Annotated in this window: 14 protein-coding genes and 1 riboswitch; of the genes, 5 read left to right on the top strand and 9 right to left on the bottom strand. The window is 37.8% G+C overall.

Translation table 11 applies throughout. The features are described 5' to 3' along the window. The first annotated feature begins 1 nt into the window (after position 1). Positions 2–1,606, top strand: coding sequence for an ABC transporter permease (locus tag BM121_RS21280; protein ID WP_091486694.1), 1,605 nt, complete (start codon positions 2–4; stop codon positions 1,604–1,606). Here BM121_RS21280 and BM121_RS21275 read toward each other — a convergent pair. The 4 genes from BM121_RS21275 to BM121_RS21260 all read right to left on the bottom strand — a co-directional run bounded on the left by BM121_RS21275 (position 1,603) and on the right by BM121_RS21260 (position 4,768). Continuing rightward, entirely contained in the window at positions 1,603–1,980 is a 378-nt protein-coding gene (locus BM121_RS21275) for an SLAP domain-containing protein (RefSeq protein ID WP_091486692.1), read from the bottom strand. The genes BM121_RS21280 and BM121_RS21275 overlap by 4 nt on opposite strands. 237 nt (positions 1,981–2,217) lie before the next feature. After that, positions 2,218–3,054: a MetQ/NlpA family ABC transporter substrate-binding protein gene (locus tag BM121_RS21270; RefSeq protein WP_091486689.1), complete on the bottom strand. Its 837-nt coding sequence runs from the start codon at positions 3,052–3,054 to the stop codon at positions 2,218–2,220. Between the two features lie 27 nt (positions 3,055–3,081). After that, positions 3,082–3,750: a methionine ABC transporter permease gene (locus BM121_RS21265; protein ID WP_091486687.1), complete on the bottom strand. Its 669-nt coding sequence runs from the start codon at positions 3,748–3,750 to the stop codon at positions 3,082–3,084. Then, the gene (locus tag BM121_RS21260; RefSeq protein WP_091486684.1) at positions 3,743–4,768 is read right to left on the bottom strand and encodes a methionine ABC transporter ATP-binding protein; all 1,026 of its coding nucleotides are present in this window, start codon (positions 4,766–4,768) and stop codon (positions 3,743–3,745) included. The genes BM121_RS21265 and BM121_RS21260 overlap by 8 nt, the downstream gene beginning before the upstream one ends. Positions 4,769–4,858: 90 nt before the next feature. Next, positions 4,859–4,966: riboswitch (SAM riboswitch) on the bottom strand. A 180-nt stretch (positions 4,967–5,146) separates the two neighbouring features. Between BM121_RS21260 and BM121_RS21255 the strand changes: the two genes are divergently transcribed. Next, the gene (locus BM121_RS21255; protein ID WP_091486681.1) at positions 5,147–6,697 is read left to right on the top strand and encodes a PTS sugar transporter; all 1,551 of its coding nucleotides are present in this window, start codon (positions 5,147–5,149) and stop codon (positions 6,695–6,697) included. Between the two features lie 118 nt (positions 6,698–6,815). On the opposite strand, the gene BM121_RS21250 is transcribed toward BM121_RS21255, so the two are convergent. Then, on the bottom strand, positions 6,816–8,177 hold the full coding sequence (locus BM121_RS21250; protein ID WP_091486679.1) for a PFL family protein: 1,362 nt from the start codon (positions 8,175–8,177) through the stop codon (positions 6,816–6,818). A 12-nt stretch (positions 8,178–8,189) separates the two neighbouring features. Continuing rightward, a complete protein-coding gene (locus BM121_RS21245) occupies positions 8,190–8,462 on the bottom strand; it encodes an ACT domain-containing protein (RefSeq protein ID WP_091486676.1) in 273 nt (90 codons plus the stop codon). Positions 8,463–8,577: 115 nt separating this feature from the next. On the opposite strand from BM121_RS21245, the gene BM121_RS21240 reads away from it, so the two are divergent. Together BM121_RS21240 and gndA are read left to right on the top strand one after the other, a co-directional pair. Continuing rightward, entirely contained in the window at positions 8,578–9,309 is a 732-nt protein-coding gene (locus BM121_RS21240; RefSeq protein WP_091486674.1) for a Cof-type HAD-IIB family hydrolase, read from the top strand. Positions 9,310–9,486: 177 nt separating this feature from the next. Further along, positions 9,487–10,911, top strand: coding sequence for an NADP-dependent phosphogluconate dehydrogenase (gndA, locus tag BM121_RS21235; protein WP_091486671.1), 1,425 nt, complete (start codon positions 9,487–9,489; stop codon positions 10,909–10,911). A gap of 170 nt (positions 10,912–11,081) precedes the next feature. Here the strand turns inward: gndA and BM121_RS21230 are convergent, their stop codons facing one another. Continuing rightward, positions 11,082–11,711 carry a cyclase family protein gene (locus tag BM121_RS21230; protein WP_091486720.1) on the bottom strand — a complete coding sequence of 210 codons (630 nt, stop codon included), beginning with the start codon at positions 11,709–11,711 and terminating at the stop codon, positions 11,082–11,084. A 71-nt stretch (positions 11,712–11,782) separates the two neighbouring features. Beyond that, a complete protein-coding gene (gene zwf / locus BM121_RS21225; protein ID WP_091486669.1) occupies positions 11,783–13,264 on the bottom strand; it encodes a glucose-6-phosphate dehydrogenase in 1,482 nt (493 codons plus the stop codon). Positions 13,265–13,518: 254 nt separating this feature from the next. Between zwf and BM121_RS21220 the strand changes: the two genes are divergently transcribed. Next, positions 13,519–14,289, top strand: a complete 771-nt coding sequence (locus BM121_RS21220; protein ID WP_091486667.1) for a TIGR01457 family HAD-type hydrolase — start codon at positions 13,519–13,521, stop codon at positions 14,287–14,289. On the opposite strand, the gene BM121_RS22320 is transcribed toward BM121_RS21220, so the two are convergent. Then, a partial coding sequence (locus BM121_RS22320) for a hypothetical protein (protein WP_217649335.1) occupies positions 14,249–14,452 on the bottom strand: 204 nt, incomplete at its 5' end. The genes BM121_RS21220 and BM121_RS22320 overlap by 41 nt on opposite strands.

The following is a 14,452-nucleotide window of genomic DNA, read 5'->3' as shown; positions in this document are numbered from 1 at the left end:
AATGCTTTTTCATCAATTGAAATCTTTGCTCAGCTTTAACGCTAGGCAAAATTGGCTTGCTAGTATTATTTGGACGTTGTCAGTTGTTGGGATTACGGTTGTGGTAGCAGGAGCTTTTTCGAATCTTTACGGATCTGCAGAAGAGCGCGATGCAATGGCCCAAACCCTTGTAAATCCTGCGATGGTCGCGATGGTTGGACCTGCGTATGGAATTGACAACTATACGATTGGGGCGATGATGGCGAACCAAATGCTCCTGTTTACCGCTATAGTCCTTGGAATTATGAGTATTTTAATGATTACAAAATTAACACGGAAACAAGAAGAAGAAGGAAAATTTGAATTAATTCGCTCTATGCCAGTTGGTCGGTTATCGAGCTTGAGCAGTGCGTTAATTTTAGTAGCATTGGTTAATTTACTTATCGGATTGGCAACAGCTATCAGTTTAATTGTAATAAATGTTGAAGGAATCGGTGTAGAAGGTTCGATAATGTATGGGACGATTTTAACCGTTACAGGTTTAATATTCACCGGAATTACTGCGGTGATTACCCAGTTAACGGAAACATCACGAGGTGCGTTGGGATTATCGATGGCTGTGCTGCTTGTGGCATATTTTGCAAGAGCAATTGGAGATGTCAGCAGTGAAGCATTGAGTCTTGCGTCACCTTTAGGTTTAATTTTACGAACGGAAGTATATGTGGAAAATGACTGGTGGCCGATCATAGTAGCTGTTGTGATAACACTGGTGTTTACTGTGCTTGCCTTTTACTTGCATAACAGAAGAGACTTAGGTGCTGGTTTATTGCCATCAAAGCCTGGTAAAAAAGAAGCTTCGAAACTGTTATTATCACCACTAGGTTTAGTTTTACGATTACAGCGCACACAAATTATAGCATGGCTAATGGCGATGATTTTTTTAGGTGCTTCTTATGGTTCAGTATTAGGTGATCTGGAATCGTTTTTTGCAGATAATGAGATGATGCAACAAATGCTAGGCAATAACCCAGACTATACACTGACAGAACAATTTATCACGATGTTAATGGTGATTTTATCGATATTTGCGACAATTCCCATGGTTATCTTGTTTTTGAAAATACGTGGGGAAGAGAAGAAAGAACGAAATGATCATCTGTTAACAACAGGTGTTTCGAGATATAGATTGTTAAGTCACTATCTTGGCATATCGATAGTAATGGGAGTTGTCTCGCTATTTATTGCACTTTATGGATTATGGGCAGCTGGAGCAGCAGTAATGGATGACCCGGTTCCATTTGAAAATATTTTGAAAGCAGGAATGTCTTATGTACCTGCTATGTTAGGCATCTTAGCAATTGCAAATTTGTTGTTTGCATTTTTACCAAAGTGGACACCACTAGTATGGGCATACCTGGTATTTTCGTTTTTTACCGTATACTTAGGTGGAATGATAGACATACCAGAATGGATAGCAAATATCTCAAGTTTCAACCATATCCCGCAAATCCCGGTTGAAGAATTCTCGTGGACACCACTATTCGTACTATTAGCAATAGGAATAATCGTCCTAATTCTCAGCCAATTCGGCTACCGAAACCGAGATGGGATAGAGGGGCAGGGCTAGCGTCCTATTTTCAATGAAATAGAGACATTACTGTTGTTCTCATGACCCATTTTAGGAAAAATGAAGGTCCAGGGCATGGTTGTTTTTGCTGGCAAATGTAGTCTTGTTTCCTCGATTTGTTGGCTTGTTATTTGTTTGTTTTCTTGAAAGAGTTGGATGTTGATGTTGGTCAGGTCTGCGGCTTCTGATTGGAAGTTATGAATTAACGTTGTAACAAGTAAATCATTTCGGTGATTTACTGCGCTTCTAATCGGAACAAACGAGACACCATCGTCAGCATCCTTTTTTGTTTGCTCAAAAGTCTTTTCTATATCTAAACGATCCTCATCATTAATTGTCCTATTCCACGCATCCTCAAAAAATAATCTTTGCATCAATAGCACCTCCAATCACCATTGTATCAACAAATTGGACAGAACGACAGAAACTGATCTGCATTAGAAATCCCTACATAAAACTGTGACCGCCGTTAGTGTAGTTTCCGTCTTATTGTAAAGGAAAGAAGAAAACAAAAAAAGCACCTGGCTCAATAGCCAAGTGCTTAGGTGATTACTCAGATATAGTTACTACTGTAGCTTCCAATTCTTCCATGAATGTTTGGATGTAATACTCTATTCTTTTGCAGGTACTACTGCACCTTTATATTCTTCTTCCATGAAAGATTTGATTTCGTCAGATTGAAGTACATTAACCAAAGCTTTTAATGCTTCATTATCTTCGTCTTCGCTACGAGCTGCAATGATATTGGTATAAGTGTAGTCGGGTTCTTCTAAAATTATCGCATCTTCAAAATTTACGCCACCTTCAATAGCATAATTTGCGTTAATTGAAACTAGTGCATCTGTTTCGCGGTTATAATATTCTGGTAGTAGCCCAGCGTCAATGCTTGCATCAAATTCTAGATTAAGTGGGTTTTCAACGACATCATCAATGGTTGCATCTGCAGGTGTTACATTTTCATCGATCTTAATTAATCCTTCATCTTGTAGAAGTGATAACACACGGCCGTGATCAGCAACAGAACGACTCAAGATAACTACAGTACCTTCAGGAACTTCATCTACACTGCTGATATCCTTTGAATATATTCCTAATTGCTCAGTGTGAATCCCGCCAAGATTAACGAAGTCATATCCTATTTCTTCCTTTTGACCTTCAAAATATGGAATGTGTTGGAAATAATTAGCGTCTAATATTCCGTCCTCTAGGTCTTGGTTAGGTAGTACGTAGTCTTGGTAAATCTCAACTTCAAGTTCAATATCTTGTTCTTCAAGTAATGGAACTGCTTGTTCTAACACTTCTGCATGTGGAACACTAGTTGCACCAACTACGATTTTCTTAGGACCTTGATCAGCTTCTCCGTTGTTCTCTTCCTCATTGTCTGTTCCGCAAGCAGCTAATGCAACTAATAAAAGAGTTGTTAGTGCTAATGTAAATAATTTTTTCATAATAAATCATCCCTTCATATTTTATATTTATCTTTTATCTATCAGTTTAGATAGTGTATCTCCTATATATTGGAATATAAACACAATCACTATAATAAGTATCGTACATGCTAATACTACGTCAAAATCACGACGTTGAAATCCTTTCATATATGCCAAATCTCCAAGTCCACCTGCACCAATAATACCAGCAATTGCCGTATAACCAATTAATGCAATGCCAGTAACAGTTAAACCGGATATGAGAGCGGGCATCGATTCTGGTAACAACACTTTAAAAATAATAGTATGTGTTTTAGCCCCCATTGTTTTAGCTGCTTCTATTACCCCTTTATCAATTTCTTTCAAGCCAATTTCTACTAGACGGGCATAGAATGGTGCAGCCCCAAAAATTAATGCAGGCAATGCTGCTTTCCATCCTCTGATCGTTCCAATTAAGAAATCGGTAAAAGGGAAGAGTAATAGAATCAATATGATAAAAGGAATGGCACGAAATACGTTTACAATGGTTGCTGTAATGAAATTAATAAAACGATTTTGCCATAAGTTCCCTGAATCTGTTAGAAATAATAATAGCCCGAGTAAAATACCAAAAATTAAAGTACCGAGTATCGCAATGCTCGTCATGTAAAATGTTTCTAATGTGGCTTCCCATAAATCCTCTGGTATTACATTAGGAAATAGCTCCTCAAGCATGCTTTAACACCTCAACTTCCACACCGGTGTCTTCCATAAATTCGATTGTTTTCTTTAGAATCTCTTTTTCACCGTTTATTTCGATAAATAAAGTCCCGTAAGCACCTTCCTGAGTTGGTGCAATGGAACCTTGCAGTATATTGATCTCTACATCAAAAGTTTTGGCTACCTCACTGATAAGAGCACGCTTTGCACTTTTTCCAATAAAATGAAGTTTTACTACTTCACTGTCCTCGCGATCATTGATAAACTCAGCTAATTTATCTTTTTCATGTTCTAACGGATTAAGTTGCTGAACAAATCGCTTCGTTGTTTTGGATTGTGGTTTAACAAAAACATCCAGTACGTCGCCTGTCTCTACCACTTTTCCATTTTCCATGACGGCAACGCGGTGGCAGATTTTTTGGATGACATGCATTTCGTGTGTAATCAAAATAATGGTCAATCCTAATTTTTTGTTAATGGAAACTAATAAATCTAAAATATCATCTGTTGTTTCCGGATCAAGTGCTGAAGTAGCTTCATCACACAATAATACTTCTGGGTCATTGGCCAGGGATCTCGCTATACCAACACGCTGCTTTTGACCACCACTTAACTGTGATGGATAGGCATTTTCTTTTCCGGAAAGGCCAACAAGATTAATTAATTCCAGCACTTTTTCTTGTTGTTTTGTCTTTGGTACACCAGCAATTTCTAATGGAAAAGCGATGTTTTCATAAACGGTCCTAGACCATAATAAGTTAAAGTGTTGAAAGATCATGCCAATTTTTTGACGTTTTTTCCGCAACTGATTCTTCGGCATATTCGTAATATCCTTATCATGGATCACTACAGAGCCGTCTGTTGGTTCTTCTAATCGGTTGATCAAACGGACAAAGGTACTTTTACCAGCACCACTATATCCAATCACACCAAAAATTTCGCCTTGTTCTATATTAAGTGAGACATTATCGACAGCTTGAATTTCTTGCTTGTTTGTTTTATACACTTTCGATAAGTTTTGAATTCGAATCATTCTTCCACACTCCTTCGTCTATTGTGCCGTAAACACAATAAAAAAATCCTTTCTGCACTAAGAGGACAGAAAGGATGTTTATTCATTGTCCTCTTATCTTTCAAAGCACAAACGCTTTGATGGATTTAGCACCTATCAGCCTTAACTGACGGTTGCCGGGTTTCTCAGGGCCATTCCCTCCACCACTCTTGATAAGAGCTACCGTATTCAATTCAATAAGGTTTATAGTATCATCACACGAGGGGAATCGTCAATTCCTTTTTAAATAATAAAACTATTCAGAAAATAAAGAAAAAACACTTTAGTACACTAGCGTAATAAAACTAATTCCTCTATAATGAAAAAATGTTATGTCATTTTATCTTGGGGGAAACTGATATGAAGAAGATTGCAATTATTGGTAGTAGTGGAGGAAACTTGTTTAATTTAGGAGGGAAAAATCCAGAGAAACTACTAGAGGAAATTCGAAAACAAACGGATAGTGCTAGTATTAAAATTGAAATTGTCCAATTTATTGGAGCGGAAATATCAATGGATAGCGCGAAAGATACAACGAAAGCTTCTTTATGGACAATAGATAATAATAGTGTTTTTGTTGAAGGAAAGAAAGAGAAATTGAAAGATATTAATCAACAAGCACAACAAGTTGATCTTGAAATAGCTGACAAAATTAACAATGGAGAGATCGATGGTTTGATTGTAATGAGCGGTGATCCAGCTCACACAAATAAAAACACAATAGAAGCTGCTTCGAGAAAGAGTGTACCGATCGTAGGAACGGGTGGTACTTCTATGGCTACTATAGCTTCTAAAGGTGCGAATGTCATTTCGACGTCCGGTACGACAGGGACTACAAATCGTACTCGGGCAGTTTCTTTCATTACATCATTAAGCAAGGAACTGAAGTTGAATTATCGACCTATTCTTGGGAGCAGTAATAATCAGGTTACTAATGGAATTGGTCTTAGGAATATTAATATTCGTGGCATTATGATGTCAGCTTTACCTGGTTTTATTGCAATGGCATTAATCTTAGCTTTAAGTAAAATACCAGGTCTTGAGGGTTTAGGTGATGTATTTGATTTGTTGATTGGCGCACTTCCTGTTGTTATTGCCGTTATAGCAGCCAAACAGGTTTCAGAATTAGATGAAGTTTCAATTGTTGCTGGTGTCATTGCCGGTGTGCTTTCAGTAGATGGTGGTATTATCGGTGGAATTATTGCAGGTATTTTAGCAGGTTTATTTGTACGCTTTTTATTTAAAATATTTGTGGAGTGGCGTTTTCCAATGACAACGGTCAATATCGCATCAGGTGGTTTTGCTGGTCTTGGTGCCGGTTTATTAGTATTTTATTTGATTGCGCCGGTTGCTTTGTTTATCGGTGATGGTATTAAAGAATTAATTGAAACTGCAGTTGAATTCAACCCGATATTAGCTGGAGCAATTGCCGGGGTACTAATCTGGCCAGCGATTATTGGCGGTGTATATCATGCAGCTATTTTACCAATTGTATTATTAGAAATGGAGAGAACAGGTAATAGTTTCTTAGGTGCGATCGACATGGTTGGTTTAGTAATGGTTGCTGCAGGGATTAACCTTGCTAACATAATTCGCCCGCGCGATAAAGGCGAGGCTGCAGTGGCTGTACCAGGATTTGCGATTAATATGGGATTTGGAACCTTTGTTGAATCGGCTTATCCATTTATGTTCTCTAGTAAATGGATCTTCGCAGGTGCACTGCTATCTGGTGGGGTTGGAGGAGTATTGGTTGGCTTATTTGAAGTGAAAGGGACTGCTTATGTTCCCACTTTTACGGCACCTCTATTAGCGAACAATACAATTGGATTTGTAATCGCCATGATTGTGCCATGTTTGCTGGCATTTATCATTACTTTAGTTGTGAATTCATTAAGTAAAAAAAAGTATTAAGGAAAATACAAGTAGAATAAAAAAAGAGAGAACCGGGCAGAAACCCGGTTCTCAAAAGTATCAGTCGTCTTTATTGGGAATAATTTTTCCTCATTAAAAAAGTGCCACACAGTACACTTTAATTAATCAATGATTGTAATGGAGCAGGAATCCTACCACCGCGCTTGATTAATTTATCTGAAGAAAACTGGTTCACACCAATAATTGGTGCACGTCCCAGTAGGCCGCCAAATTCCACAGTTTCTCCTTCTTCTTTACCAATCACAGGAATCACTCGTACCGCGGTAGTTTTTTTATTAATCATCCCAATGGCAGCCTCATCCGCAATAATAGCGGACAATGTCTCGGGACTAGCTTTTCCTTCTAATGCGATCATGTCTAATCCAACTGAGCAGACACAGGTCATCGCTTCTAATTTTGAAAGGTTTAAAGCTCCTTCTTCAATACCACGGATCATACCGTTATCCTCACTAACTGGAATAAACGCACCACTTAATCCACCAACATATGAACTTGCCATCGCCCCACCTTTTTTAACTGCATCATTCATTAATGCTAAGGCTGCGATTGTACCATGTGTACCTACACGTTCCAGGCCGATTTCTTCTAAAATTTTAGCCACACTATCATTCATGGCGTTCGTAGGTGCAAGGGAAAGGTCCATAATTCCAAAAGGTACATTTAAGCGTTCAGCAACGACACGACCAATTAACTCACCAGCTCTTGTTATTTTAAAAGCTGTATTCTTAATTACATCAGAAACTTCGCCTAAATCTGCATCTGGGTACCGTTTCAAGGCATTAAGCACAACTCCAGGACCACTTACCCCAACGCTTAATACTGCTTCACCTTCTCCAGCACCATGAAAAGCTCCTGCCATAAATGGGTTATCCTCAACGGGATTACAGAAGACAACTAACTTGGCACAGCCGATACTGTTGTCGTCCTTCGTTAATGTGGCTGTTTGGTGAATAATCTGTCCCATTTGACGGGTAGCATCCATGTTAATGCCTGTTCTTGTTGTTGCTACAGAGATGGACGAACAAACACGCTCTGTTTTACTTAATGCCTCAGGCAAAGCATCGAGTAATACTTGATCCCCTTTAGAAATCCCTTTATGTACTAAAGCCGAAAAGCCGCCGATAAAGTCTACTTCTAATGTTTGTGCTGCCTTGTCTAATGTTTCAGCAAGTTCGATTGCTTGTTCTTTCGTTGCGTTACCTAACAATTCTGCAGCAGGAGAAATCGCAATTCGTTTATTAATAATCGGAACGCCATATTCTTTTGCCACTTGATTAGCAGTTGTTTGTAAGTCTTTCGCATAACTGGTGATCTTTTCATATACTTTCTGTTTTACTGTTTCAAAATCTTGATCAGCGCAATCACGTAAGCTGATTCCCATTGTCACCGTACGAATATCGAGGTGTTCCATTTCTACCATACGTATCGTTTCTTGAATTTCGGTAAAAGCTATTGGCATCAGTTTCCCTCCTTAGACACGATGCATTGCTTGAAAAACATCTTCTAATTGAATATTGATTTTTAAACCTAATTCTTGTTCAACAGGCTTGAATTTTTCTTGTAAGGTCTCAAGATTACTAGGATCATTAATTTCAATCAACATAATCATCGTAAAAAAGCCTTGTAAAATGGTCTGGCTAATATCTAAAATATTGACATTATTTTCTGATATGACAGTGGTTACTTTGGCAATGATACCTGCCTGGTCTTTGCCAACCACACTGACTACAGCTCGTTTTTGCATTTATGTCACCTCATTTTTTATTGATATACTTTATTATACCCAAAGTATCCTTTTTTGCTAAATCATACTGCATCGCATAAAATAAAAGGGAAGGCAAGATGAAAGGAGCTAATATATGAAAAAGGATATACAACTCATTGCTCTAGACATGGATGGAACCTTGTTAGGTAATGATCATCGAGTTTCAGAAACGAACAAAGAAGCAATTATAAAGGCCCGGGAAAAAGGTGTAGAAGTGATTATTTCTACAGGAAGACATTATCAAACCAGCTCTGATATTGCAAAAGAATTGGATATACATTATCTGATAACGGTAAATGGCAGTGAAATCTGGACAATGACTGGTGATTTAATTGCCCGTCAAACGCTTGATGCACGAGTCATTGAAAAACTTGTTGCTTTAAAAGAAGAGCACCAAACATGGGCATGGTTATCTTCAACTGATCAAATTTGGCGTGGAGAAGTGCCTGAAGATATTTTAGCACATCAGTGGTTAAAATTCGGATTTGACACGAAAGATCCGGAGACAAAAGGAAAGATTATGGAAACTATTGAAAGCTGGGAAGAAATTGAGTTAAGTAACTCCAGCCCAACCAATATCGAAGTCAATGCTGTTGGTGTTAACAAAGCAGCAGCGATCGAAATCGTTTGTGAACGTTTAGGAATTAATATGTCCCAGGTACTGGCGATGGGCGATAGCTTAAATGATATTAAAATGGTCCAAGAAGCGGGATTAGGAATCGCTATGGGGAATGCTCAGGAAGAAGTTAAAAACGTAGCTGACTCTGAGACAGCAACAAACGACCAAGACGGTGTAGCAAGAGCTATTGAAAAATGGGTGTTGTAAGATAGTAATAGATAAATTTTCAGAAAATTAATAGCTATGACTTGCAGTGCACATTCCATTATAATAACTTAGTATATGGAGTGAATTTTTCAGATCACTACAGTAATATTCGATTTCATGGTAAAATAGACAATGGAATCATACATAGTGATAACAGAAAAGGAGCGAATAAAAACAATGGCACAACAACAACAATTTGGTGTGATAGGTCTTGCTGTTATGGGTAAAAACCTTGCGCTTAACGTCGAAAGCAGAGGATACTCTCTATCAGTATTTAACAGAACTTATCAAAAAACAGAAGAATTTTTAAATAATGAAGCAAAAGGTAAAAACTTTGTTGGTGCAGAAACAATTGAAGAATTTGTGGAGTCTCTTGAAAAACCTCGTAAGATCATGTTGATGGTTAAAGCAGGCCCGGCAACAGATGCAACCATTGCTTCACTAAAACCACTTCTTGATAAAGGAGATATTTTAATCGATGGTGGTAACACATTCTTCAAAGATACAAATCGTCGTAATGCAGAATTAGACGAATCTGGTATCCACTTTATTGGAACTGGTGTATCTGGTGGGGAAGAAGGGGCACTTAAGGGACCTTCTATCATGCCAGGTGGACAAAAAGAAGCATATGATAAAGTAGCACCAATTTTCGAAGCAATTTCTGCAAAAGTAGAAGGTGATCCATGTGTAACATATATCGGACCAAATGGTGCAGGTCACTATGTGAAAATGGTGCACAATGGTATTGAATATGGTGATATGCAATTAATCTGTGAAGCATACTTCATTTTGAAGAATGTACTTGGTTTAGATGCAGAAGAATTACATGAAGTATTTGGTGAATGGAACAAAGGTGAATTAGATAGTTACTTAATCGAAATCACTACAGACATTTTCAAGAAAAAAGATAAAGAAACAGGCAAACCAATGGTAGATGTAATCCTTGATACAGCAGGTCAAAAGGGTACAGGTAAATGGACAAGTCAAAGCTCACTAGACTTAGGTGTACCATTACCAGTTATCACTGAATCTGTTTTTGCGCGTTTCATCTCTGCAATGAAAGAAGAGCGTGTAGCAGCAAGTAAAGTACTACAAGGACCATCAGCTGGGGACAAGCCATATGAAGGCGACAAAGATGAGCTTATCGAAGCAATCCGTAAAGCACTTTATATGAGTAAAATTGTTTCTTATGCACAAGGTTTTGCACAAATGCGTGCAGCATCTGAAGAAAATGATTGGAACCTGCGTTATGGTGACATTTCTATGATTTTCCGTGGTGGATGTATCATTCGTGCCCAATTCTTACAAAAAATTAAAGAAGCATATGATCGCGATCCAGCACTTGCGAACCTATTGCTTGATCCGTACTTTAAAGAAATCGTGGAAAGCTACCAAACATCACTACGTAAAGTGCTTTCTATTGCAATGGAACGCGGTATCCCAGTACCAGGTTTTGCTAGTGCATTAGCTTACTATGACAGCTATCGTACAGAAACGTTACCTGCTAACCTCTTGCAAGCTCAACGTGACTACTTCGGTGCCCACACTTATCAACGTGTAGACAAAGAAGGCGTGTTCCATACAGAATGGTTAGAAGATTAATAATAAAAGATACCCTCTTGCTTTTTGGCAAGAGGGTTTTTTAACGTATAAATCAGAGATAGAGTCTCATAGTAAGTTCTCGAAGACAAAAGATCAAAAAAATGGTGGAAAGTGTCTTCGAGAGGAATACCAAATAACACAAATTATCTGGGAGAATTCAAGATAATGAGTCACGCATTTGGAGCTTCATCAAACAACAATATTCTCGCTGGTGCTGCTTCTGTTCCAACTAATTTCAAAGGTGCCGCAACCATAAAATATTCTCCAGGTTCAATAGCCTTTAATCGTAAACCCTCAACAATGATGATGTCATCACGAAACAGCTTCCGATGGGTGGGATGACCCTCCTGGCTTCGTTCTATACCTAATGTATCAATACCGATACCTTCAATTCCTTTTTCTACTAAGTATGCAGCACCATCTTCTTTTAAATAAATAAATTCATAGTCAAAAGACTTACTATCATAGTAAGAATTTTTTGTTTTACATAAAAGAAAATCATTTTTCTCAATCGAATGCGCTTTCAAATAAGATCGGGTGATACCATCTTCTGCATTTTCGAGATCGATCACTTTCACTTTTCGTACAAGTTGTTCTAATTGTATGGTTTCAAAGGTGTCTGCGCCATTGATCATATGTAATGGTGCATCGATATGGGTACCAGTGTGAACTCCTAGTGTAGCCGTAGTATCTGTGACATGTCCATGCGTTTGTGTATCAAAAACAGGTTTCTTACTGACTATGTCTTCCCACACTTGCATGGCAGGATAGACATTCATCGAAATATCATAAAATTTCATCGCCATTTCTCCTCCTTTGATTTGAAAAAAGCAATCAATCAAGGTTAGATTGATTGATTGCTTCTGTATCTTTATTCTGGCGTAACGTCCCACCATTCGAAACCATCTTTGTTTAATAAAAGATCTGCTTCTTCTGGACCGTTTGATCCTGATGTGTAGTTAGGGAAGTCAGCTTTTTTCTGTGACCAAGCATTTGCTATCACATCGACATACTTCCAGGATAAGGCTACTTCGTCCCAGTGGGTAAAGTTAGTAGAATCACCGCGCATACAGTCATGTAATAAAATTTCGTATGCTTCAGGTGTATTCATTTTATCTTCTGAGTTATTGTCATAGCTCAATGTGATTGGTGTAGACGACGCATTGTAGTCGCCTTTCTTTGCATTAACATGTAACGTAATACCTTCATGTGGCTGTACGTGAATCACTAGTAGATTTGATTTCGTTTCATGTTCTTTATCATAGTAAAGATTCATTGGTAAGTCTTTGAATTCTACCACGATTTCCGTTGATTTACGTTTCATACGTTTTCCAGTACGGATGTAGAATGGAACACCAGCCCAACGGAAGTTATCAATCATTAATTTCCCGGCAACAAATGTATCTGTATTAGACTCAGGGTCTACGCCGTTACCTTTACGATAAGCAGGTAGCTCTTCGCCATTTACATTACCTTTGTCATATTGACCGCGAACGAAGTAATCATCGACTTCTTTTTCGTCCAGATCACGTAATGCACGTAATACTTTTACTTTTTCACTGCGAATTTCTTCTGGTGTTAATTTGATTGGTGGATCCATCGCAATCAGTGCCAGCATTTGCAGTATGTGGTTTTGCACCATATCTTTTAATGAACCTGCACTATCATAATAGCGTCCACGCTCTTCCACACCAAGAATCTCACTTGATGTAATTTGGATGTTAGAAATATATTGGTTATTCCATAATGGCTCAAATAAGGCATTGGCAAAACGGATAACTTCAATATTTTGCACCATCTCTTTACCGAGATAATGGTCGATACGATAAATCTGATCTTCCGTAAATGCTTCACGAATTTGGTCATTCAGTTCTTTTGCTGACTGATAATCATGACCGAATGGCTTCTCGATAACTAAACGAGTCCAACCTTCTGTCGTAGTTAAACCTTCAGATTTAAGGTTTGCTGCCAATGTTCCAAAGAAGTTTGGTGCCATTGAGAAGTAGAATAGTCTATTTCCTTCTGTTTCATGCTTGCCATCTAATTCTTTAATTAATGTCTCCAATTCTTGATAGTGTTCAAGGTCTTGGATATCAAATGGATTGTAGTGGAAGTGACTTGCAAATTCATCTTTGTCAATATGTGGATCATCAAAATTATCGATTGATTCTTTTACTTTGTCACGAAATACGTCATTTGTCCATGGTCTTCTTGCCACACCAATTACGGCAAAATTATCGGATAACTTTCCATTTCGATAAAGTCTGTAAATGGAAGGATAAAGTTTTCTGTTAGCTAAATCCCCTGTTGCACCAAAAATCACAATTACTGCCTTTGGATTATTTGTTGTCATTAACTTTAACTACCTTTCTACTTGTTTATTTACGAGTTAAGCGCATATGTGTCACGATATGCTTATAACTATGTAATTCACTAAATTAATAGCATACTTTAATATTTTATCATGTAAAACACTTCTGTAAAATTATTTAACATGATACCATACAAATAACTGCTAAGTCTTAATTGTCATAAATATATACTATCATTTATTAGGAAAATGACAAATGAAATACATGGAATTTTCAAAAAATTCAGGAGGATATCATGGAAAACTATAAAGGATTTTTAATTGATTTAGACGGAACTGTCTATAAAGGAACAGAAAAAATAATCGAAGCAATTGATTTTGTTAAAGAGCTGGACCGTAGAGGATTACCATATCTCTTTTTAACCAATAATTCTACCAAACATCCGAGTGAGGTATCGAAAAAGCTAGTCGACATGGGAGTACCGAGTACAACCGAGCATGTATTTACCACCAGTATGGCAACAGCAAGCTACATACAGGAACAAAAGGCAGGTGCAAAGGTCTATCCAATCGGGGAAGAAGGATTGCATATGGCTTTGGAGGAATGTGGGCTGGAAATTGTTGATGAAGGTGCAGACTTTGTTGTAATGGGATTGGATCGAACCATTAACTATGAAAAATTAGCAAAAGGGGCACTGAATATTCGTGCGGGAGCAAAGTTTGTTGCGACCAATGGTGATGTGGCACTACCGACCGAGCGTGGATTTTTGCCTGGTGCTGGTTCCTTAATTTCTGTCTTATCAGTAACAACAGGTATCGAGCCTAAATTTATTGGAAAGCCGGAATCAATTATTGTTGAGCAGGCGATTGAAGTATTAGGTACTGCAAAAGAGGAGACCTTAATGGTTGGTGATAATTATGCGACAGATATTTTGGCAGGGATAAATGCTGGTATTGATTCGCTATTAGTACATACAGGTGTAACAACAAAAGAGGATCTCAAAGAAATTGAAAAACAGCCGACGTTTACGTTAGATAGCTTAGCTGAATGGATTTTTGATCAGTAAGAAACAATGAAGGTGGGACAATAATCTTACTCATTTGAACAGACCAATGCTCTACCTTCTGTGCTTGTTGATTAAGTCCATATAATTGTGTAAAAAGAAAAGTCATTATTAATTCCTCATGATACAATGTTTTCAACCACGATAAACAAAGAGGAGGAATTAA

This window comes from Gracilibacillus orientalis (genome assembly GCF_900114645.1).
Lineage (GTDB): Bacteria > Bacillota > Bacilli > Bacillales > Amphibacillaceae > Gracilibacillus > Gracilibacillus orientalis.
The sequence above is the reverse complement of the archived record's forward strand: the minus strand, read 5'-3'. Positions and strand labels throughout refer to the sequence as shown.

Excerpts from the sequence above, each read along its gene's own strand:
- gndA (WP_091486671.1), top strand. The coding sequence starts at position 9,487 with ATGGCACAACAACAACAATTTGGTGTGATAGGTCTTGCTGTTATGGGT.
- BM121_RS21260 (WP_091486684.1), bottom strand. The coding sequence starts at position 4,768 with ATGATTCGAATTCAAAACTTATCGAAAGTGTATAAAACAAACAAGCAA.
- BM121_RS21275 (WP_091486692.1), bottom strand. The coding sequence starts at position 1,980 with ATGCAAAGATTATTTTTTGAGGATGCGTGGAATAGGACAATTAATGAT.
- BM121_RS21245 (WP_091486676.1), bottom strand. The coding sequence starts at position 8,462 with ATGCAAAAACGAGCTGTAGTCAGTGTGGTTGGCAAAGACCAGGCAGGT.
- BM121_RS21255 (WP_091486681.1), top strand. The coding sequence starts at position 5,147 with ATGAAGAAGATTGCAATTATTGGTAGTAGTGGAGGAAACTTGTTTAAT.
- BM121_RS21280 (WP_091486694.1), top strand. The coding sequence starts at position 2 with ATGCTTTTTCATCAATTGAAATCTTTGCTCAGCTTTAACGCTAGGCAA.
- BM121_RS21230 (WP_091486720.1), bottom strand. The coding sequence starts at position 11,711 with ATGAAATTTTATGATATTTCGATGAATGTCTATCCTGCCATGCAAGTG.
- BM121_RS21220 (WP_091486667.1), top strand. The coding sequence starts at position 13,519 with ATGGAAAACTATAAAGGATTTTTAATTGATTTAGACGGAACTGTCTAT.
- BM121_RS21240 (WP_091486674.1), top strand. The coding sequence starts at position 8,578 with ATGAAAAAGGATATACAACTCATTGCTCTAGACATGGATGGAACCTTG.
- zwf (WP_091486669.1), bottom strand. The coding sequence starts at position 13,264 with ATGACAACAAATAATCCAAAGGCAGTAATTGTGATTTTTGGTGCAACA.
- BM121_RS21265 (WP_091486687.1), bottom strand. The coding sequence starts at position 3,750 with ATGCTTGAGGAGCTATTTCCTAATGTAATACCAGAGGATTTATGGGAA.
- BM121_RS21250 (WP_091486679.1), bottom strand. The coding sequence starts at position 8,177 with ATGCCAATAGCTTTTACCGAAATTCAAGAAACGATACGTATGGTAGAA.
- BM121_RS21270 (WP_091486689.1), bottom strand. The coding sequence starts at position 3,054 with ATGAAAAAATTATTTACATTAGCACTAACAACTCTTTTATTAGTTGCA.